The organism is Pseudomonas sp. HMSC065H01 (genome assembly GCF_001815235.1).
GTDB lineage: Bacteria > Pseudomonadota > Gammaproteobacteria > Pseudomonadales > Pseudomonadaceae > Pseudomonas > Pseudomonas aeruginosa.
Window position 1 is genome coordinate 69,576 of sequence record NZ_KV819873.1, and the last position, 19,189, is coordinate 88,764.

20 protein-coding genes are annotated in these 19,189 nt (G+C 67.0%); 9 read left to right on the forward strand and 11 right to left on the reverse strand.

The genetic code is table 11. The features are described 5' to 3' along the window. Positions 1-86: 86 nt before the first annotated feature. On the reverse strand, positions 87-800 hold the full coding sequence (locus tag HMPREF3014_RS12900; RefSeq protein ID WP_012614087.1) for a GNAT family N-acetyltransferase: 714 nt from the start codon (positions 798-800) through the stop codon (positions 87-89). 144 nt (positions 801-944) lie between these two features. Here HMPREF3014_RS12900 and xthA point away from each other — a divergent pair, with 144 nt between their 5' ends. Then, a complete protein-coding gene (gene xthA, locus HMPREF3014_RS12905; protein WP_009876548.1) occupies positions 945-1,757 on the forward strand; it encodes an exodeoxyribonuclease III in 813 nt (270 codons plus the stop codon). Positions 1,758-1,866: 109 nt separating this feature from the next. Here the strand turns inward: xthA and HMPREF3014_RS12910 are convergent, their stop codons facing one another. Next, positions 1,867-2,298, reverse strand: a complete 432-nt coding sequence (locus HMPREF3014_RS12910) for a VOC family protein (RefSeq protein ID WP_009876549.1) — start codon at positions 2,296-2,298, stop codon at positions 1,867-1,869. Positions 2,299-2,392: 94 nt separating this feature from the next. On the opposite strand from HMPREF3014_RS12910, the gene HMPREF3014_RS12915 reads away from it, so the two are divergent. From HMPREF3014_RS12915 to HMPREF3014_RS12930, 4 genes are all read left to right on the forward strand, one after another. Continuing rightward, a complete protein-coding gene (locus HMPREF3014_RS12915) occupies positions 2,393-3,307 on the forward strand; it encodes a LysR family transcriptional regulator (RefSeq protein WP_077143957.1) in 915 nt (304 codons plus the stop codon). A gap of 59 nt (positions 3,308-3,366) precedes the next feature. Then, positions 3,367-4,761, forward strand: a complete 1,395-nt coding sequence (locus HMPREF3014_RS12920; protein WP_003160406.1) for a substrate-binding domain-containing protein — start codon at positions 3,367-3,369, stop codon at positions 4,759-4,761. A 149-nt stretch (positions 4,762-4,910) separates the two neighbouring features. Continuing rightward, entirely contained in the window at positions 4,911-5,954 is a 1,044-nt protein-coding gene (locus tag HMPREF3014_RS12925; protein WP_004350010.1) for a TerC family protein, read from the forward strand. Further along, entirely contained in the window at positions 5,911-6,102 is a 192-nt protein-coding gene (locus tag HMPREF3014_RS12930; protein WP_003160407.1) for a hypothetical protein, read from the forward strand. The genes HMPREF3014_RS12925 and HMPREF3014_RS12930 overlap by 44 nt, the downstream gene beginning before the upstream one ends. 42 nt (positions 6,103-6,144) lie before the next feature. On the opposite strand, the gene HMPREF3014_RS12935 is transcribed toward HMPREF3014_RS12930, so the two are convergent. Beyond that, positions 6,145-7,374, reverse strand: a complete 1,230-nt coding sequence (locus HMPREF3014_RS12935; RefSeq protein WP_003089998.1) for an acyl-CoA dehydrogenase — start codon at positions 7,372-7,374, stop codon at positions 6,145-6,147. 173 nt (positions 7,375-7,547) lie between these two features. On the opposite strand from HMPREF3014_RS12935, the gene HMPREF3014_RS12940 reads away from it, so the two are divergent. Further along, positions 7,548-8,480 carry a LysR family transcriptional regulator gene (locus HMPREF3014_RS12940; RefSeq protein ID WP_003090000.1) on the forward strand — a complete coding sequence of 311 codons (933 nt, stop codon included), beginning with the start codon at positions 7,548-7,550 and terminating at the stop codon, positions 8,478-8,480. A gap of 116 nt (positions 8,481-8,596) precedes the next feature. Here the strand turns inward: HMPREF3014_RS12940 and HMPREF3014_RS12945 are convergent, their stop codons facing one another. The 6 genes from HMPREF3014_RS12945 to HMPREF3014_RS12970 form a co-directional block, all read right to left on the reverse strand. After that, complete coding sequence (locus tag HMPREF3014_RS12945) at positions 8,597-9,724, reverse strand: acyl-CoA dehydrogenase family protein (protein WP_003090001.1); 1,128 nt, start codon at positions 9,722-9,724, stop codon at positions 8,597-8,599. Between the two features lie 28 nt (positions 9,725-9,752). Continuing rightward, a complete protein-coding gene (locus tag HMPREF3014_RS12950) occupies positions 9,753-10,943 on the reverse strand; it encodes an acetyl-CoA C-acyltransferase (RefSeq protein WP_003108823.1) in 1,191 nt (396 codons plus the stop codon). Between the two features lie 17 nt (positions 10,944-10,960). Continuing rightward, complete coding sequence (locus tag HMPREF3014_RS12955; RefSeq protein ID WP_003102518.1) at positions 10,961-11,728, reverse strand: 3-hydroxyacyl-CoA dehydrogenase; 768 nt, start codon at positions 11,726-11,728, stop codon at positions 10,961-10,963. Positions 11,729-11,747: 19 nt separating this feature from the next. After that, positions 11,748-13,415: an acyl-CoA synthetase gene (locus tag HMPREF3014_RS12960; protein WP_003102517.1), complete on the reverse strand. Its 1,668-nt coding sequence runs from the start codon at positions 13,413-13,415 to the stop codon at positions 11,748-11,750. A 177-nt stretch (positions 13,416-13,592) separates the two neighbouring features. Then, a complete protein-coding gene (locus tag HMPREF3014_RS12965) occupies positions 13,593-14,678 on the reverse strand; it encodes an AraC family transcriptional regulator (protein ID WP_003116848.1) in 1,086 nt (361 codons plus the stop codon). 68 nt (positions 14,679-14,746) lie between these two features. Then, on the reverse strand, positions 14,747-16,441 hold the full coding sequence (locus HMPREF3014_RS12970) for an AMP-binding protein (protein WP_009314134.1): 1,695 nt from the start codon (positions 16,439-16,441) through the stop codon (positions 14,747-14,749). A gap of 220 nt (positions 16,442-16,661) precedes the next feature. On the opposite strand from HMPREF3014_RS12970, the gene HMPREF3014_RS12975 reads away from it, so the two are divergent. Both HMPREF3014_RS12975 and HMPREF3014_RS34645 read left to right on the forward strand, forming a co-directional pair. Beyond that, the gene (locus tag HMPREF3014_RS12975; protein ID WP_003102512.1) at positions 16,662-17,354 is read left to right on the forward strand and encodes an MgtC/SapB family protein; all 693 of its coding nucleotides are present in this window, start codon (positions 16,662-16,664) and stop codon (positions 17,352-17,354) included. Between the two features lie 136 nt (positions 17,355-17,490). After that, positions 17,491-17,637 carry a PSPA7_2676 family Cys-rich small protein gene (locus HMPREF3014_RS34645; protein ID WP_003090016.1) on the forward strand — a complete coding sequence of 49 codons (147 nt, stop codon included), beginning with the start codon at positions 17,491-17,493 and terminating at the stop codon, positions 17,635-17,637. 39 nt (positions 17,638-17,676) lie between these two features. Here the strand turns inward: HMPREF3014_RS34645 and HMPREF3014_RS12980 are convergent, their stop codons facing one another. After that, positions 17,677-18,219 (reverse strand): DUF4946 domain-containing protein, encoded by a 543-nt coding sequence (locus HMPREF3014_RS12980; protein WP_003090018.1) that lies wholly within the window; start codon positions 18,217-18,219, stop codon positions 17,677-17,679. A 318-nt stretch (positions 18,220-18,537) separates the two neighbouring features. Between HMPREF3014_RS12980 and srfA the strand changes: the two genes are divergently transcribed. Continuing rightward, on the forward strand, positions 18,538-18,768 hold the full coding sequence (gene srfA / locus HMPREF3014_RS12985; RefSeq protein ID WP_003090022.1) for a stress response facilitator SrfA: 231 nt from the start codon (positions 18,538-18,540) through the stop codon (positions 18,766-18,768). Positions 18,769-18,842: 74 nt separating this feature from the next. Here srfA and HMPREF3014_RS12990 read toward each other — a convergent pair whose 3' ends face one another. After that, complete coding sequence (locus HMPREF3014_RS12990) at positions 18,843-19,130, reverse strand: type 4 pili assembly inhibitor PlzR (RefSeq protein ID WP_003102510.1); 288 nt, start codon at positions 19,128-19,130, stop codon at positions 18,843-18,845. Positions 19,131-19,189: the final 59 nt, after the last annotated feature.

Below are 19,189 nucleotides of genomic sequence, written 5' to 3' on the forward strand. Positions count from 1 at the left end.
ACGCCGCCGACCACCTCCTGACATTCGGGTTTTATGACGCCAAGCGCCTGACAGGCATGGCTTTTCTCGCGCGTCCGGGGGAACGCTCAGGTCGCCGCCGGCGTCTCGCCAGGATGCAGGAGGACGTGCTCGCGCACCGCTCCCAGCGTCACCTCGCCGATCTCGCGGTAGCCGTGCCGCTGGTAGAAGTCCAGGTAGCGCGCATTGCCGGTATCCAGGACCAGCCCCTGCGAAGCGGAGTCCTCGGCGCACCAGCGCTGCACGGCGGCCAGCAACTGCTCGCCGATCTGCCTGCCCTGGTACTCGGGATGCACGCCGAGCATCGGCAACTGGTGGTGGGGGCCGACCGGCAGGCAGGCCTGCACCGCCCGCTGGTAATCCAGGTAGCGCCGGGTCGCGGCCAGGCCGACGCTGAACAGCATGCGCAGGCGCCAGCTCCAGCTCTCGGTGATATCCAGGCGCCGCTGCGGCGGCGTGATCAGGGCCGCCGCGACCAGCCGATCGTCGATGAACAGGCCGATGGCCGGCAACTCTTCGCCCAGATGGCGCTCGACCATCTCCCGGACGCAGGCACGCACGCGCTGGTCGTAGCCGGCGCGCTGCGCATCCATCAGGTAGGCGAAGGTCGGTTCGTGGCGGTAGGCGTGGTAGAAAAGCGAGCGGACTTCGCGGCTATAGCCGTCGTCGAGCAGACGGACATCGGAGACCTGATCAGGCATGGAACGCATTCCTTGTCGGCCGCAGGCGCAGCGACACGCACGCTTCGCCACGGCGATTGGTCGAGCGGATGGCCTGGCCATCCCCGTCCGCGGCAGACCACAGGGCCGGCAAGGCGCCAAGCCACACAGCCATCGGGTACCCGGCGGACACTAGCACAGCGCCTCCAGGGTCGCCAGGCATCCCCCGGCTGGGCTAGCATTCCTGTTTTTGCCAGGACGCCCACCATGAAAATCGTCTCTTTCAATATCAACGGTCTGCGCGCCCGGCCGCACCAGTTGGCGGCGCTGATCGAGCGGCACCAGCCCGACGTGATCGGGCTGCAGGAAACCAAGGTCGCCGACGACCAGTTTCCCCAGGCCGAGATCGAGGCGCTCGGCTACCACGTCCACTACCACGGGCAGAAAGGCCACTACGGCGTCGCCCTGCTCTCCCGCCAGGCGCCCCTGGAACTGCATCGCGGCTTCCCGAGCGACGGCGAGGAATCCCAGCGGCGCTTCATCTGGGGCACCTTCAGCGACGCCCAGGGCAACCCGATCACCGTGATGAACGGTTACTTCCCGCAAGGCGAGAACCGCGAGCATCCGACCAAGTTCCCGGCCAAGCAGCGCTTCTACGCCGATCTCCAGTCGCTGCTGGAGAACAGCTTCAAGCCCGAGCAGGCCCTGGTGGTGATGGGCGACATCAATATCTCGCCGGAGGACTGCGACATCGGCATTGGCGAGGAAAACCGCAAGCGCTGGCTGAAGACCGGCAAGTGCAGCTTCCTGCCGGAAGAGCGCGAATGGCTGGCTACCTTGAAGAACTGGGGCCTGGTCGACAGCTTCCGGGCCCTGAATCCGGAGGTGAACGACCGCTTCAGCTGGTTCGACTACCGCAGCCGTGGCTTCGAGGACAACCCCAAGCGCGGCCTGCGCATCGATGTGATCCTGGCCAGCCGGGTGCTGCAGTCGCGCTTCAAGGACGCCGGCATCGACTACGACCTGCGCAGCATGGAGAAACCCTCCGATCACGCCCCGATCTGGCTGGAACTGGCCTGAGGCTCAGCCCAAGGAAAAGGCTCATCCCCGGATGAGCCTTCAGGCGATCGCTACCTGGTCCGGGCGATCTCGCCGACGCCTCCCCCCTATCCGGCGCGCGACCTTTCCCTCAGGCAGGACTGTCCACCCGCGGCCCCTTCAGCTCCACTCGATTGCCATCCGGGTCGAAGAAGTACAGCGACCAGCCGTCGCCCTCGGCGCCGAAGCGGATTTCCGCGGGAACCTGCGGGACCAGGCCGAACCCCTCGAGATGGGCGACCAGCGCGGCCTCGTCGAACGGCTCGATGCGCACGCAGAAATGGTCGACGTTTCGCCCTTCCCCACCCGGAGCCGCACCGCCCTCCCGGCCGAGCGCCCCGGACACCGCGACCAGATCGAGCATCGACGTGCCCAGGCGCAGATGGGCCAGCTCCAGGTCGTCGCGCCACTTCACCACCACGCAACCGAGGACATCGCGATAGAACGCGATGCTGCGTTCCAGGTCGCGGACCCGCAGGACGATGTGATCGAGACGTTCGACGACGAAGGGTTGCATGGTCATTCACCTTTTGGACCGTGGACTATGGCAAGACTTTAGCCAGCACACCTCGGGTTGATAATGGTTTAATCCCTGATTCATTGATTACTGACAGTGAATTATCCCCGTGGATCACCTCACCGCTCTCAAGGTCTTCCGCGCCGTGGCCGCGAATGGCGGCTTCGCCGCCGCGGCCCGGCAGATGAATCTCTCGCCGGCCGCCGTGAGCAAGAACGTCGCCGAGCTGGAAGCGCACCTCAAGGTGCGCCTGATCAATCGCACCACCCGCAGCATGAGCCTGACCGAGGCCGGCGAAGTCTACCGGCAGCGCCTGGAGCGCATCCTCGACGACCTCGAGGCCGCCGACGCCGCGCTCACTTCGATGCAGCAGGGCCCCAGCGGCCTGCTGCGGGTCAGCGCCCCGCTGACCCTCGCCCTCACCTGCCTGACCCCGGCCATTCCGGCTTTTCTCCAGCGTTATCCGGAGCTGCGCCTGGAACTGCTCCTGCAGGACGGCCGCCAGGACCTGATCGCCGAAGGCATCGACCTGGCCCTGCGTGGTAGCGACCGGGTTGCGGACTCCGGCCTGGTCGCCCGCCCGCTGCTGGTCCTGGAGCACGTGCTCTGCGCGGCGCCGGCCTACCTCAGTCAGCATGGCCAGCCGCTGCGGCCGGAGGCCCTGCGCGAACACGAGTGCATCCGCTTCAGCCTCTCTGGCCATGCCGACCGCTGGACCTTCCGCAAGGACCGCGAGTGCATAGCGGTGCCTATCGCCGGCCGTTACCGGGTGTCCTCCAGCCTGGCGGTGCGCGATGCCCTGCTCGCCGGCTTCGGCTTGAGCCTGATCCCACGGCTGTACGTACAGGCGGAACTGGCCGAAGGCCGCCTGGTTGAATTGCTGGCTGACTGGAAGGCCGACGAGACGGCGATCCACGCGGTCTATCCATCGCGCCAACTGGCCGGCAAGACCCGGGTGTTTCTCGACTTCCTGACCGAGACAATGGCGCAGGGCCATGATTCCCCAACGCTGTAACCTTAGCGTCACCCGTCTGACTTAATCTCGCCGGCAAATCCCTTCCCCCATAGAAGACGATGCCCGCGATGCCACACCGCCAGCGCGCCAGTGACAAAGACCTCTGGAGCCGTACCCTGAGCCTGGTTTTCCTCGGATTCCTCTGTTATGCCTTCCCCTGGTCGGTATTCGCCGCCCCCTTGCCGATCCCCACGGACGACACGCCGGCGCTGCGCATCCAGGGTTCCAACACCATCGGCGCGAAGCTCCTGCCGGCCCTGGTCGAGGGCCTGATGGAAGAGGAAGGCCTGGAGGATATCCGCCGTACCCCCGGAGAACGGGAAAACGAACTCCATCTGCTCGGCAAGAGCCGCGACGGCCGCCTGGTGAGGGTGGAGCTATCCGCCCACGGTTCGAGCACCGGCTTCACCGCCCTCCTCGAACGCCACGCCGAACTCGCCGCGGCCTCGCGTCCCGTCAAGGACAGCGAAGTTCGCGCCCTGGCCGGCTTCGGCGACCTGCGCAGCCCATATGCCGAGCAGGTGATCGCCATCGACGGACTGGCGATCATCCTGCATCCGGACAACCCGCTGGCCTCGCTGGACACCGCGCAACTGGCGGCGGTGTTCGCCGGCGAGGTGCGTACCTGGGAAGAACTGGGCGGCAAGGGCGGCGCCATCCGCCTGTACGCTCGCGACGAGCAGTCCGGCACCTACGACACCTTCAAGGAACTGGTGCTGGCCAGTCACGGCAAAAGCCTGGCCAGCGACGCCCGCCGCTTCGAATCCAACGATCGGCTGGCGGCCGCGGTGAGCGCCGATCCGCACGCCATCGGCTTCGTCGGCATCGCGTCGGTGGGCCGGGCCCGCGCCTTGGCCATCGCCGACGGCGAATCGCTGCCGATGGCGCCCCAGGAAAGCCTGATCGCCACCGAGGACTATCCGCTGTCGCGCCGCCTGTTCCTCTACCTGAAGCCCGGCGAGAAGAACCCCTGGGCCCAGGCCCTGGTACGTTTCGCCCAGGGCCCGCGCGGCCAGGCGATCGTCACCCGCAGCGGCTTCGTCGCGCAGAAGATCCAGGCGGTGCAGATCGCACCGCGCCCGCAGATGCCCGCCGAATACCGCAAGCTCGCGGAACAGGCGCGGCGCCTGACGGTGAACTTCCGCTTCCAGGAAGGCAGCGCGCTGCTCGACAACAAGGCACTGCTCGACGTACAGCGTTTGCTGGACTACCTGCGGCAAAATCGGAAGTTGCAGGAGCGCACCGTGCTGGTGGGCTTCGGCGATCCCAAGTCCGACGCCGAGCGCTCGGTCCTGCTTTCGCGCCTGCGCGCCATGGCCGTGCGCCGCGAACTGGCCCGCGGCGGCGTGAGTTTCCGCGAGATCGCCGGCTTCGGCGACGAGTTGCCGGTCGCCAGCAACGACCAGGAACTGGGCCGACAGAAGAACCGGCGGGTGGAAGTCTGGGTCTACTGAACGCTGTAGCACTTTGTAACCTCGCCGTTTTGCCGGCGCCCGGAGCCTGGTTTATTTTTTCCGAGTGACTGCGGGCCCCTCTGACGGTAAGCAATTGCCGCCATGTCGGAGTCACATGACCATCCGACAATTCGAAGCGAGGGGGCCCAATGGCAGCTCTGCATGCATTTCTCACCGAACCGTTCCTCGGTACGGCTACCTGGTTCTGGCTGGCCTTCCTGGCCATCGTCATCGTTCTCCTGGTCCTCGACCTCGGCGTGCTGCAACGCGACCACCACGAAATCGGCGTGCGCGAAAGCCTGCTGCTGTCCGCCGGCTACTTCGCCTGCGGCCTGGCCTTCGGCGGCTGGGTCTGGTACGCCTTCGGCCCCACCAGCGCGGTGGAGTACTACACCGGCTTCCTGGTCGAACAGTCGCTATCGATGGACAACGTGTTCGTCATGGCGATGATCTTCAGTTTCTTCGGCATCCCCCGCCGCTACCAGCACCAGGTGCTGTTCTGGGGCATCCTCGGCGCCATCGTCCTGCGGGCGATCATGATCGGCCTGGGCGCCGCGCTGGTGAAGGAATTCGACTGGATCATGTACGTGTTCGGCGCCTTCCTGCTGTTCAGCGGCGTGAAGATGCTGTTCAACAAGCACGAGGAAGAACCCGACCTCGAGCACAACCCGGTGCTGCGCTTCCTGCGCAAGCACATGCGGGTGACCAAGGAACTGCACGAGCATCACTTCTTCGTCCGCCTGCCGGACGCCAGCGGCAAGCTGGTGCGCTACGCCACCCCGCTGTTCTTCGCCCTGGTGCTGATCGAGCTGGCCGACCTGGTGTTCGCGGTGGACAGCGTGCCGGCGATCTTCGCCATCACCCAGGACCCGTTCATCGTCTACACCTCGAACATCTTCGCCATCCTCGGCCTGCGCGCCCTGTACTTCTCGCTGGCGGCGATGATCCACCGCTTCGTCTACCTGAAATACGCCCTGGCCCTGGTGCTGGTGTTCATCGGTACGAAGATCATGCTCCACGGTGTGATCGGCAAGATTCCCGCCGGCCTCTCGCTTGGCGTAACCTTCGGCCTGCTGGCGGGCGGCATCCTGCTCTCCCTGCTGAAGACCCGCACGCCGAAAGCCACCGTCGAGGACAAGGCCGAACCGAATGCCGAACACGCTCTGGATCGAACGTCTGGACACCCACGCTGAACCTTTCTGGCGGGTCCGCCTCGGCACGCGCGGGATCTGCTTCCGCAACGAGCGGGCGGCCCGCGAGTTCGCCGCCCTGCTGCACAGCCGTCGCGCGTGGCAGCTGGAACGCAACGCCGAGGAAAAAGGGGCGGAGTCCCCGGAATGAAAAAGGCCCGCATCCGCGGGCCTTTCCCGTATACCACAGCCGTCAGCGGCTGCTGCGCAGCATCTCCCTGGGCACGTACTTGCCCAGCTCGAACTTGCCGATCGCCGCGCGGTGCACCTCGTCCGGACCGTCGGCCAGGCGCAGGGTGCGCTGCATGGCGTACCAGTAGGCCAGCGGGAAGTCGTTGGAAACCCCGGCGCCACCATGCATCTGGATCGCCCGGTCGATCACCTTCAACGCCACGTTGGGCGCCACCACCTTGATCTGGGCGATTTCGCTCTGGGCGATCTTGTTGCCCACGGTATCCATCATGTAGGCGGCCTGCAGGGTCAGCAGGCGCGCCATGTTGATCTCCATCCGCGAGTCGGCGATGTGGTCGATGTTGCCGCCCAGGCGCGCCAGCGGCTTGCCGAACGCGGTACGGCTGACCGCGCGCTTGCACATCAGTTCGAGGGCGCGTTCGGCCATGCCGATGGAGCGCATGCAGTGGTGGATGCGGCCCGGGCCGAGGCGCCCCTGGGCGATCTCGAAACCGCGGCCCTCGCCGAGGATGACGTTCTCGTAGGGCACCCGCACGTTCTCGAACAGCACTTCGGCATGGCCATGCGGCGCGTCGTCGTAGCCGAACACCGGCAGCGGGCGGAGGATCTTCACCCCGGGGGTGTCGACCGGTACCAGGATCATCGAGTGCTGCTGGTGGCGCGGCGCGTCCGGGTTGGTCAGGCCCATGAAGATCAGGATCTTGCAGCGCGGATCGCAGGCGCCGGAAGTCCACCACTTGCGCCCGTTGATCACCCAGTCGTCGCCCTGGCGCTCGGCGCGCGCCTCCATATTGGTGGCGTCGGACGAGGCAACGCCCGGTTCGGTCATGGCGAAGGCCGAGCGGATCTCGCCGCTCAGCAGCGGTTCCAGCCAGGTGCGCTTCTGCTCCTCGCTGCCGTAGCGCACCAGCACCTCCATGTTGCCGGTATCCGGCGCGGCGCAGTTGAAGGGTTCCGGCCCGATCAGCGAACGGCCCATGATTTCCGCCAGCGGCGCATATTCGTGGTTGGCCAGCCCGGCACCGTACTCGGACTCGGGCAGGAACAGGTTCCACAGCCCTTCGGCCTTGGCCTTGGCCTTCAGCTCTTCCATGATCGCCGTCGGCTGCCAGCGGTCGCCCTCGGCGACCTGGCGCTCGAACACGGCTTCGGCGGGATAGACATGCGCTTCCATGAACGCGCTGACGCGTTCACGCAGCTCCTGGACCTTGGGGGAATAGGCGAAATCCATGGGGGATACCTTCTGACGGGTTGGCAGGCGAGGCATCGGACAAAGGCGCTGGTAACGATGCCGGAACAGGGCTTAAGATTTGCCCAGTCTATTTTTTCCGTCCATGAACATTCATGATCCATATGGGGGTCATCCAAGCCCCCAATAACAAGAAAAGTCGCGGAGCCAGTGCCATGAACCTGAACAAAGTCGACCTGAACCTGTTCATCGTGTTCGATGCGATCTATACCGAAGCCAACCTGACCCGCGCCGGGCAGATCGTCGGCATCACCCAGCCAGCCGTATCCAACGCCCTTTCCCGGCTGCGCGAGACCTTCAACGACCCGCTGTTCGTGCGCACCGCCCAAGGCATGGTGCCGACCCCTATGGCGCAGAACATCATCGGCCCGGTGCGCAACGCGCTGCAGTTGCTGCGGGTTTCGGTGCAGGAGAGCCGCAGCTTCGATCCGCAGCAGGCGAACAAGACCTACCGCATCAGCATGACCGACCTCACCGAAGCGGTCATCCTCCCCCCGCTGTTCCAGCGCTTGCGCCGCCTGGCGCCGAACGTGCATATCGAGAGCTTCCTCGCCAAGCGCCGCGAGACCACCAAGGAACTCGCCGCCGGCCGCCTCGACTTCGCCGTCGACGCGCCGCTGAACACCGATCCCCAGGTGCGCCACGTCAAGCTGATGGAGGACCGCTACGTCTGCGCCATGCGCCGCGGCCACCCACTGGCGGGCAAGCCGAAGCTGGCCCTGGACGATTACCTGGGCCTGACCCACATCCATATTTCCAGCCGCCGCAGCGGCCTCGGCTACATCGACCTGGCGCTGGGCAAGATGGGCATCCAGCGCAAGATCGCGCTGCGCTCGCAGCACTACCTGATGGCCTCCACGGTGGTCCAGCAGACCGACATGGCGATGACCGTGCCGGAACGCTTCGCCCGTCACCACGACCTGCACTACGCGGTGCTGCCGGTGAGCGACGTGCCGAAGCTGGAAACCCACCTGTACTGGCACGAGAGCACCGATCAGGACCCGGCCAACCGCTGGATGCGCGAGCAGATCATCGAGCTGTGCCAGCAGGTCACCGCGCGCGAGAACAAGGCGGCGCAGCCGGCGTGAGCGCCTGCCAAGGGGCGTAGGGCGAACGAGGCTCGGGCATTTGCTTCCGAGGTGCCTCAGTGCGCCCTCTCCCTGAAGGGAGAAGGCGCCGTTGCGGAAACGACGGATAGTCGCCGCTACAGGCTGCGCGCGATCACCAGGCGCTGCACGTCGCTGGTGCCCTCGTAGATCTGGCAGACCCGCACGTCCCGATAGATGCGTTCCACCGGGAAGTCCTTGAGGTAGCCATAGCCACCGAGGGTCTGGATCGCCGCGGAGCAGACTTCCTCGGCCATCTCCGAGGCGAACAGCTTGGCCATCGAGGCTTCGGTCAGGCACGGCAGGCCGGCTTCGCGCAGGCTGGCGGCGTGGTGGACCATCTGCCGCGCCACGGCGATGCGGGTGGCCATGTCGGCCAGGCGGAAGGCCACCGCCTGGTGCTCGATGATCGGCTTGCCGAAGGTTTCCCGCTCATGGGCGTAGTCGCGCGCCGCCTCGAACGCCGCGCGCGCCATGCCGACCGCCTGGGCGGCGATGCCGATGCGGCCGCCTTCGAGGTTGGCCAGGGCGATGCGGTAGCCCTCGCCCTCCTCGCCCAGGCGCAGCGTGGCCGGGATACGCAGGTCGTTGAAGGCCAGCTGGCAGGTGTCCGAGGCGTGCTGGCCGAGCTTGTCCTCGATCCGCACCACCTCGTAGCCGGGCGTGTCGGTGGGCACGATGAACGCGCTGATGCCGCGCTTTCCGGCATCCGGATCGGTGACCGCGAAGACGATCACCATCCCCGCGTGGCTGCCCGAAGTGATGAACTGCTTGGCACCGTTCAGCACGTAGTGGTCACCGTCGCGGCGGGCGCGGGTCTTCAGGAAGCTCGCGTCGGAACCGGCCTGCGGCTCGGTCAGGGCGAAGGCGCCGAGCATCGAACCCTGGGCCAGCGGACGGAGGAAGCGCTCCTTCTGCTCGGCGCTGCCGAACTTGTGGATCGGCATGCAGCCCACCGAGTTGTGCACGCTCATGATGGTCGAGCAGGCGCCGTCGCCAGCGGCGATCTCCTCGAGGGCCATGGCGTAGGCCAGGTGCCCGGTCTGCGCGCCGCCCCACTCCTCGGGCACCAGCATGCCGAGGAAGCCGAGGTCGGCCATCTCGCGGATCGCCTCGGCCGGGAAACGGTGCTCGCGGTCCCAGTCGGCGGCGAACGGTTTCAGCCGTTCCTGGGCGAACTGCCGCGCCATGTCACGGATCTGGATCTCTTCTTCGCAGGGAATCATCGCGGGTTCCTCTTCTTCACTGCCTGCATCAGCGCAAGCGCTCGACGGCGATCGCGGTCGCCTCGCCGCCGCCGATGCAGACCGCCGCCACGCCGCGTTCCAGGTCGTACTGCTGCAGGGCGTTGAGCAGGGTCACGACGATCCGCGCGCCGGACGCGCCGATCGGATGGCCCAGCGCACAGGCGCCGCCGTGGACGTTGAGGCGCTCGTGGGACAGGTCGAGGTCGCGCATTGCCGCCATGCCGACCACGGCGAAGGCTTCGTTGACCTCGAACAGGTCGACCTCGCCCAGCGACCAGCCGGTACGCTGCATCAGGCGCTTCACCGCACCGACCGGCGCGGTGGGGAACAGGTTCGGCGCGTCGGCGAACGAAGCATGCCCACGAATCGCCGCCAACGGCGCGAGCCCGCGTCGCTCGGCCTCGGAAAGGCGCATCAGGACCAGCGCGGCGGCGCCGTCGGAAATCGAACTGGAGTTGGCCGCGGTCACCGTGCCGCCTTCGCGGAACGCCGGCTTCAGGGTCGGGATCTTGTCCAGCCGGGCCTTCGGCGGCTGCTCGTCGCTATCCACCAGGCGCTCGGTCTTGCCGGCGGTGACCGTCAGCGGCACGATCTCGGCCTGGAAGCGCCCGTCGCGCATGGCTTGCTGCGCGCGGGTCAGCGAGGCCACGGCGAACTCGTCCTGTGCTTCGCGGGTGAAGCCGTAGGCCTCGGCACAGTCCTCGGCGAAGGTGCCCATCAGGCGGCCCTTGTCGTAGGCGTCTTCGAGGCCGTCGAGGAACATGTGGTCGAGCACCTTGCCGTGGCCCATGCGGTAGCCGCTACGGGCGCGCTCCAGCAGGTAGGGCGCGTTGGACATGCTTTCCATGCCCCCGGCCAGCGCGACCCCGGCGCTGCCGGCGAGCAACGTGTCATGGGCGAGCATCAGCGCCTTCATGCCCGAGCCGCACATCTTGTTCAGCGTCGAGCACGGCGTGCCGCGCGCCAGTCCGGCGCCAAGCACCGCCTGGCGCGCCGGCGCCTGGCCCTGGCCGGCGGCGAGCACGCAGCCGAGCACGGCCTCGTCCACTTCGTCGGCTTGCAGGCGCGCCCGCTCCACCGCGGCGCGCACCGCCGCGGCACCGAGGGTAGCGGCGTTGACGTCCTTGAAGTCGCCGAGGAAGCCGCCCATCGGGGTGCGGACGGCGCTGACGATGACGATCGGATCTTCGCGGGTCATGGGATCTTCCTCCTGTATTAGCGGGCGGCCATGCGGATGGCGCCGTCGAGGCGAATCACTTCGCCGTTGAGCATGCTGTTCTCGATGATCTGCCGGACCAGCGCGGCGTATTCGTCCGGACGCCCCAGGCGCGGCGGGAACGGCACGCTGGCGCCGAGGGAGTCGCGCACCTCCTGGGGCATGCCGGCCATCATCGGTGTCTCGAAGATGCCCGGGGCGATGGTCATCACGCGGATGCCGAAGCGCGCCAGCTCGCGGGCGATGGGCAGGGTCATGCCGACCACCCCGCTCTTCGAGGCGGAATAGGCGGCCTGGCCGATCTGCCCGTCGAACGCCGCCACCGAGGCGGTATTGACGATCACCCCGCGCTCGCCGCCCTCGTCCGGCTGGCCCTGGGACATGGCCTCGGCGGCCAGGCGCAGCATGTTGAAACTGCCCACCAGGTTGATGTCGATGACCCGGCGGAAACTCTCCAGGGCATGGATGCCATTGCGTCCGAGGACCTTCTCGGCCGGCGCCACGCCCGCGCAATTGGCCAGGCCATGGAGGCCGCCGAAGGCCTCCAGTGCAGCGGCCACGGCCTGGCGGCCGTCGGCCTCGCTGGCGATGTCGGCCCTGACGAAGCGCGCCTGGGCGCCAAGCTCGGCGGCCTTGGCCGCGCCGGCCTCGGCGTTGATGTCGGCCAGCACCACCTTGCCACCCTGCTCCACCAGCATCTTCGCGGTGGCGGCGCCGAGGCCGGAGCTGCCGCCGGTAACCAGGAACACTCGATTTTCGATACGCACGTCGTTTTCTCCTGCTGAATCAGTTCGCGGCGGCCGCCCGTGGGGCCGCCTCGCGTTGCCGGGCGATCTCCTGGTTGCGCAGGAGAAAGCGCTGGATCTTGCCGCTGGGAGTCTTCGGCAGTTCCTCGAGGAACTCGATCTCCCGCGGGTAGGCGTGCGCCGACAGGCGCTGGCGCACGTATCGCTGCAATGCGTCCGCCAGTTCCGGCGTCGGCCGGTGGCCGGCGCAGAGCACGACGAAGGCCTTGACCAGTTCGGTGCGCTCCGGGTCGGGCTTGCCGATCACCGCCGCCTCCATCACTGCCGGGTGTTCGATCAGCGCGCTCTCCACATCGAACGGGCCGACCCGGTAGCCAGAGGTGGTAATGACGTCGTCGGCGCGGCCGACGAAGCTGATGCTGCCGTCTTCGTTGAGTTCGACGGTATCGCCGCTCAGGTAGTAGTCGCCGACGAAGGCTGCGGTTTCCAGGCCCTGGTAGCCGGGAAACCACATCAGCGGCGAACGCCGCCGGTCGAGGGCGAGGATGCCTGGCTGGCCGGGCGGCAGTTCGTTGAGATCGTCGTCCAGCACTACTACCCGGTGCCCGGGACAGGCGAACCCGGCGGCGCCGACCCGCACCGGATGCGCCAGGGCATGGTGGTTGCACAGCACCATGCCCAGCTCGGTCTGCCCGTAATGATCGTGGATGGTGGTGCCGAGCCTGTCGGCGAACCAGCGGATCACCTCCGGGGTCAACGGCTCGCCGGCGCTGCTGACCGCGCGCAGGCGCCCCTTCAGCGCAGTTTCCGCGGCCGCGCCGGCGGCCATCAGCAGGCGATAGGCGGTGGGCGATCCGGCGAGGTTGGTGATGCCGTAGTCACGGATGATCCGGCAGGTGCTTTCCACGCTGAACGGCCCTTCGTAGAAGGTGGTCGGATGGCCCATGGCGAGGGGACCGGCGACAGCGTAGTAGAGGCCGTAGGCCCAGCCCGGATCGGCGAGGTTCCAGAAGGCGTCCTCGGGGCGCAGGTCCACCGCCTCGCGCAGGTAGCCGACGAAGGCGAGGATCGCCTTGAGCGGCACCGGCACCGGTTTGGCCAGGCCGGTGGTGCCGGAGGTGAACATCATCAGGAACGGATCCTCGCCGCTGCGCGGAACCGGTTCGAATTCGGCCGGATAGCGCTCCAGCTCGGCCCAGAAGCTGAAATCGCCGCGACGGATGCCCTGCCCCTTCGGTCCGCCGACGGTGACGGCCAGAGGCGGATCGGCGAGTTCGTCGAGCTTGTCGCGGTTGGCCGCATCGGTGACCAGCACCTTGCTGCCGGCGGTCGCCACGCGGTGTTCGATGGCCTTCGGGCCGAAGGCGGTGAACAGCGGCTGGTACACCGCGCCCAGGCGCCAGGCGCCGAGGATGGTGACCAGCAGCTCGGGCGTGCGCGGCAACAGGCCGGCGACGCAGTCGCCCGGGCGTACGCCCTGGGCCTGGAGGAAATTGGCGAAACGTCCGGAGAGCGCTTTCAGCTCGCTGAAGGTATAGCTGGCGCGACTGCCATCCTTGCCCTCCCAGAACAACGCGATCCGACCCGGCAGGGCATGCCGGTCGCAGCATTCGACGCAGGCGTTGAGCGCCTGGAGCGTACCGGAAAGCGTGGCGGCGGCGGTCCGCTGCAAGTCGAACCCGGCGGCAGTGGTGGCGTAGTCGCGCATTGCAGGACTCCTCGGCTTGTTTTTGTATGGAGTAGCCGGAATCTTCACGCCGTGGCCGACGCGGGGCAATGTCGAAAGGCTTCAATCTGCCTGAGCGGTTTGGACAATCCGTGCTGGCCGCCTGCCCCGCCGAACCGTTCGCGACATACGGCGGATGACGCTGCGCGGGCATTCACCCTATCGATGGCCGAGCGTTTCGGACAAGACGCCTGACGACTCGGCCGACGCGGTTTCCGCCGCGACCTGCGTCCGGTACTGCCCGGGGGTCGAGCCGGTCCACTTCTTGAACGCCTTGTGGAACGCGCTGCCATCGGCGAAGCCCAGCTCCAGCGCCAGTTCGGCGAAATTCGCCGCGCCGGCGTCCAGCCGCGCGATGGCCAGGTCGCGGCGGACCTGGTCCTTCAGCGCCTGGTAGCTCTGCCCTTCCAGGGACAGCTTGCGGCGCAGGGTCGAGGGCGCCATGAAGAAATGCCCGGCGAGCGCGTCCGCGTCCGGCCAGCGTCCCGGCCGCAGGCTGCGCAGGTAGGCCTTGATCCGCGCCGCCAGGCTCTGCGGATCGCGATAGCGGACCAGGATGTTGGCCGGCGCGCCGAGCAGGAAGCGCCGCAGCTCCCGCTTGTCGCGGCGGACCGGCAAGGCCAGGCAGTCGGCATTGAACAGCAGGCGGCTGAGGGGACGGGAGAAACGCAGGTTGTCGCTGAACATCACCCGGTAGTCCTCGATGTAGTCCGGCTGCGGACAGCGCAGGTCGATGGCCAGGATCGGGATGCGCCGGCCGACCAGCCAGCAGGCCAGGCCATGGGTGATCATCCATAGGGTGAAGTAGGACAGCGCTCGCCCGTACCGGCCCGGCGCCTCGTCGAGGACGATTTCCGCCAGGCCGCCGCGGCGCTGCAGGCGCGGCTGGAAGTCGTCGAACTGCAGGCAGAGGAATCGCAGGATGCCGGTCAGCGCCGGCTCCAGGGTCTGCTCGTGGATCGCGCAGCGGCTCATGAAAGCGAAGCTGCCACTCTTCAGGCGCCGCGAGTCCATGCCGAAGAACTCGTCGTCCATGCGCCGAGCGAGATCCAGCCAGAGCCGCGAATAGGCGTGCGAGGTGACCCGCGCGTAGGGTTTGCCGAGCAGCTGCGGATCGATACCGGCGGCCTGGAGGACCTCCCCCTCCTCGCCGCCCTGCCGGCGCCACTCCACCAGCGCCTCGCCGACCAGGCGCACCGAGATGGTGCCCTTGGTGCTCGCCTGAGTCTCGCCGTCGTTCTTCACCCGCCCCTCTCGCCTCGCTGCGCGCCGCCCGCCACCTTAGCGCAGGAGCGGGGCGCGGCTCCATCCTCTCAATCGCGCCCCTGGCGCAGCGCGAGTAGGCGAATCTCTTCGATGCTGACCTCGCGCATGCGGAACTTCTGGATCTTGCCGGTAACGGTCATCGGGAACTCGTCGACGAACTTGAAGTGGCGCGGGATCTTGAAGTGAGCGATACGCGCCTTGCAGAACGCCCGCAACTGTTCGTCATCGGCGTGGTGGCCCGGATGCAGCTTGATCCAGGCGACGATTTCCTCGCCATAGCGCTCGTCGGGGATGCCGATCACCTGCACGTCGGCCACCGCCGGGTGAGTGAAGAAGAACTCCTCCAGTTCGCGCGGATAGATGTTCTCGCCGCCGCGGATGATCATGTCCTTGCTGCGCCCGACGATCCGCACGTAGCCGTCGTCGTCCATCACCGCCAGGTCGCCGGTGTGCATCCAGCGCGCCGGGTCGATGGCCTCGGCGGTGGCCTGGGGGTCGTTCCAGTAGCCGAGCATCACGCTGTAGCCGCGGGTGCACAGCTCGCCGATCTCGCCGCGCGGCACCACCCTGCCCGTCTGGTCGACGATCTTGCTCTCCAGCCTCGGCTGGGTGCGTCCGACAGTGGTCACGCGCAGCTCCAGGCCATCGTCCGGACCGGTCTGCAGCGACACCGGACTGGTCTCGGTCATGCCGTAGGCGATCTGCACCTCGGCCATGTGCATGTCGCCAATGACCCGCCGCATCACCTCGATCGGGCAGGTGGCGCCGGCCATGATTCCGGTGCGCAGGCTGGAAAGGTCGAATTCGCGGCGGCGCGGATGATCCAGCTCGGCGATGAACATGGTCGGTACCCCGTACAGCGCGGTGGCGCGCTCCTCGGCCACGGCCAGCAGGGTCGCCTCGGCGTCGAAGCTGGGCGCCGGGTAGATCATGGTCGAGCCGTGGGTGACGCAGCCGAGGTTGCCCATCACCATGCCGAAGCAGTGATACAGCGGCACCGGGATCACCAGGCGGTCTTCCGCGCCGAGTCCGAGGCTTTCGCCGACCATGTAGCCGTTGTTGAGGATGTTGTAGTGGCTGAGGGTGGCGCCCTTGGGGAAGCCGGTGGTACCGGAGGTGTACTGGATGTTGATCGGCTCGTCGAACTGCAGCGAGGCCTGGCGCTGGCGCAGTTCCTCGGCGCCTACCGCGGCGGCCAGCCCCGGCAGGCCCTGCCAGTGCAGGAAGCCCGCCGGCGCCCGCTCGGCCAGGCTGATCACGCCGCGCAGTTCCGGCAGGCGCTCGCTAGCCAGTTCGCCCGGACGCGCCCGCGCCAGCTCCGGCAGCAGGTCGCCGAGCATCGCGTGGTAGTCGCTGGTCTTGAAGGCGTCGGCGCAGATCAGCCAGCTGCAACCGGACTGCTTGAGAGCGTATTCCAGCTCGCTGCTGCGGTATGCCGGGTTGATGTTCACCAGGACCGCGCCGACCTTGGCGCTGGCAAACTGGGTAATGCACCATTCGGCGCAGTTCGGCGCCCAGATCCCCAGGCGCTCGCCGGGGCGCAGGCCCAGGGCGATGAAGGCGCGGGCGTAGGTATCGACCCGCTCCGCCAGTTGCCGCCAGCTGTAGCGCAGGCGTTGATGCCGCACCACCAGCGCCTCGCGCTCGGCATGATGCGCGACGGTGGCATCGAAGGCGTCGCCGACGGTGGTCGCCAGCAAGGCGACATCCTGGCGACCCGAGGTATAGCTCGGCTGATTCATGGCTTTCCCTTGTTGTGGTTGTTCTGGGAATGTCGCTGAACCGTCGTCCTGCGCCGCCAGGGCGCTACGACGGACACCGGCGAGCGGTGTCGGTGAAGTCGAAGAGCATGTTTACGTTAACGTAAAGGTAAACGCAAGAGGCTTGTCCGCCCAGGGCCGTCGGCTCCGGCGCGGCCCAACGGAACGGCGTAGAATGGGCGGTTTTTCACAGGAGCACAGCATGACCCCGGAAATCGCCATCGGCCTGGTGACGGCCCTCGGCCTCGGTGCGCTGGTCGGTCTCGAGCGACAATGGCGACAGCGCTCTTCCGGCATGGCCACCCACGCGATGGTCGCACTCGGTGCGGCCAGCTTCTCGATCCTGCCGCTGTTGCTCGACAACGAGGTCAGCGTGACCCGCATGGCGGCCCAGGTAGTCAGCGGCATCGGTTTTCTCGGCGCCGGCGTGATCATGCGCGACGGCCTCAGCGTACGCGGCCTGAGCACTGCGGCGAGCATCTGGAGCACCGGCGCGATCGGCGTACTGGCCGGCAGCGGTTTCATCCTGGCGGCCTGCATGACGACCGCGCTGATCGTCATCGCCAACCTGTTCCTGCCCGCTCTCGGCCGGGTGGTGGACCGCCACACCTCGGGCGAGGCCGAGCAGGAGCGCTTCTACCAGATCAGCGTGTCCTGCGAGGCGCGCAACGAAGCGCTGGTGCGCATGCAGTTGCTGCAACGCATGGGCGACAACCGCCTGAACCTGCAGAGCCTGGAAAGCCACGCGCTGAAAGGCAGCGGCAACGTGGAAGTGAACGCCGTGGTGTTCACCCTGCACAAGGAGGATTCGCTGGTGGAACAGATGGTCGGCGAGCTGTGCCTGGCACCGCAGGTCACCGCCGCCAGTTGGGTGATGAATCCCGCCGCGGAATGATCCGGCGAATTTAGGTTGCCCATTCTAGACGCTTCGCCGCAGGCTTTTCCCACCTCCAGACAAGAACAAGCCGGAGTGAACCACACCACCACTGCCTGTTTCGTGGACGGGGCGAGCCGCCCCGCGGGGAGGAGTCATGCGCTTGCGTTGTTTCTTGCGAGGTTGCCGCTGGGACGAAGGTAGCCTGGTCACGGTAGGCCCCGACCTGATGCTGCGCCAACGTTGCCGGCGTTGCGGCGCCCATCGCTATCTCAGCGTCGAGGCGCCGCCCGAGGAAGCCTGAGCGACGCCGGTCGCGTCCAGGCGTCGAGCGGCTGGCCCTTCAGCGCAGGACCAGGCTGGCCCGGGTGCGCAGGTAGCTCTGCCGGTAGACCACGCTGTTGGCCGGACTGGCGGTATATACCAGGGAGTACATCGCGCGCTGTCCCAGGGCCATCGCCACGATCTGGGTCAGCAGCACCTCGTTGCCCTGGCTGATCCGGCAGTGGGTCTCCAGCGATGCCAGGCCGCCGAGGTTCGAGCGGATCGGTGTGGTGCAGCGCGAGCCCAGCCCGGCCTTGCGGTAGCCCGATTGGACGACATCGAAGACACTCTGGAACTGGCCGTCGATCTCCACCGACTCCTCTTCCATCATCTTCAGGCTGAGCAACTCGATGCTGGCTTCCTTCTCGCCTCCCGGCCCGAGCTTGGTCGCCAGTTGCCGGGAGCCCAGTTGCTCCACGTCGCTGGCCTCGGGTGGGATGCTCTCGGTGATCACCTGCCAGCCGGCCGGCCAGTCGACCTCGGGCTGATAGCCACTGCTGGCGCAACCCGCCACAAGCCCCGCCACTACCACCAGCGCCAAGCCGGACGCCTTGCTTCTCATAGCATTTCCTTACTCGCAAAACCCATCGGAGGGAAAGGTCGGACCTGTCGCCATGGCGCCGTCCGCGCAGTCTCCGAGCCCATGGCGACAACGTTCCCAGCTTACCGGAGAGACGGCGAGCGCCAAGGCGCAAGCCTGAACAAGCTAGCCGACTTGGCGAGGAACGCACAAATTTCATCGGCTGGCGTACAGGTATGGGACATCGGTACCAATAGCGAAGTCGCGCAATCCGTCAGTTTTTTTTGAATTTTTGCCATTGGAAAAAGTCTGTTCAGCGCAGCGTTTTTCCAAGTCCCATCCGGCCCGCAAGGAGAACCCATGGCTGAACCCCAGGACAAGTACACCCGGCGCACAGGCAGGACCTGGGCGGACGACCAGGCGACCTACAACCGTCTGCGCGAAGAAGCCGACGCCGCTCGCCAGAAGCTGCGCGAAAGCGGCTACAGCGGCGCCGAGTATGACCAGTTGCGTCAAGCCGCCTTCGATCTCAACCGCAAGGCCAACCAGTACTGGGAGCAGATGCTCAGCGACCTGCGCCAGGAAGACTGATCAGCGCCACGCCGGGAGACTGCCGCTCTCGGCCCGCACACCCCCTCCACTCTTTGCGTGCTCCTGGCGTCGGCTCATTCGGGCGCATCCGGGTATTGCACCTCGTCCAGCAGGCGAAACCCCACGTTGTCGGCGTCCAGCGCGCTGAGCAGCTCGATCTGTCGATCGATGTCCTGGTTGATATTGGCCAACTGGCCGATGAAGGCATTGGCCGCCTGGCGGGTGCCAGGGTCGGAGCTGCGCGACAGCTCGAAGCCGAGCTGGGTCAGGGCAGCGGCCAGGTGAGCGAGATTGCGCACACTCAACGAGTGCAACTGGCGGGAAACGGCCTGTTCATCCTGAACGGTGGGAGGGACATCCATGAATCAGATCCTTCGACTGGCACAATGTGACATTCGTCACAGAGATTAACCGAAGCCCC

Bases quoted from the DNA above. Each gene is read 5' to 3' on its own strand.
- HMPREF3014_RS12900 (WP_012614087.1), bottom strand. From the start codon at position 800: ATGGCCAGGCCATCCGCTCGACCAATCGCCGTGGCGAAGCGTGCGTGT.
- xthA (WP_009876548.1), top strand. From the start codon at position 945: ATGAAAATCGTCTCTTTCAATATCAACGGTCTGCGCGCCCGGCCGCAC.
- HMPREF3014_RS12910 (WP_009876549.1), bottom strand. From the start codon at position 2,298: ATGACCATGCAACCCTTCGTCGTCGAACGTCTCGATCACATCGTCCTG.
- HMPREF3014_RS12920 (WP_003160406.1), top strand. From the start codon at position 3,367: ATGCCCGCGATGCCACACCGCCAGCGCGCCAGTGACAAAGACCTCTGG.
- HMPREF3014_RS12925 (WP_004350010.1), top strand. From the start codon at position 4,911: ATGGCAGCTCTGCATGCATTTCTCACCGAACCGTTCCTCGGTACGGCT.
- HMPREF3014_RS12930 (WP_003160407.1), top strand. From the start codon at position 5,911: ATGCCGAACACGCTCTGGATCGAACGTCTGGACACCCACGCTGAACCT.
- HMPREF3014_RS12935 (WP_003089998.1), bottom strand. From the start codon at position 7,374: ATGGATTTCGCCTATTCCCCCAAGGTCCAGGAGCTGCGTGAACGCGTC.
- HMPREF3014_RS12940 (WP_003090000.1), top strand. From the start codon at position 7,548: ATGAACCTGAACAAAGTCGACCTGAACCTGTTCATCGTGTTCGATGCG.
- HMPREF3014_RS12945 (WP_003090001.1), bottom strand. From the start codon at position 9,724: ATGATTCCCTGCGAAGAAGAGATCCAGATCCGTGACATGGCGCGGCAG.
- HMPREF3014_RS12950 (WP_003108823.1), bottom strand. From the start codon at position 10,943: ATGACCCGCGAAGATCCGATCGTCATCGTCAGCGCCGTCCGCACCCCG.
- HMPREF3014_RS12960 (WP_003102517.1), bottom strand. From the start codon at position 13,415: ATGCGCGACTACGCCACCACTGCCGCCGGGTTCGACTTGCAGCGGACC.
- HMPREF3014_RS12970 (WP_009314134.1), bottom strand. From the start codon at position 16,441: ATGAATCAGCCGAGCTATACCTCGGGTCGCCAGGATGTCGCCTTGCTG.
- HMPREF3014_RS12975 (WP_003102512.1), top strand. From the start codon at position 16,662: ATGACCCCGGAAATCGCCATCGGCCTGGTGACGGCCCTCGGCCTCGGT.
- HMPREF3014_RS34645 (WP_003090016.1), top strand. From the start codon at position 17,491: ATGCGCTTGCGTTGTTTCTTGCGAGGTTGCCGCTGGGACGAAGGTAGC.
- HMPREF3014_RS12980 (WP_003090018.1), bottom strand. From the start codon at position 18,219: ATGAGAAGCAAGGCGTCCGGCTTGGCGCTGGTGGTAGTGGCGGGGCTT.
- srfA (WP_003090022.1), top strand. From the start codon at position 18,538: ATGGCTGAACCCCAGGACAAGTACACCCGGCGCACAGGCAGGACCTGG.
- HMPREF3014_RS12990 (WP_003102510.1), bottom strand. From the start codon at position 19,130: ATGGATGTCCCTCCCACCGTTCAGGATGAACAGGCCGTTTCCCGCCAG.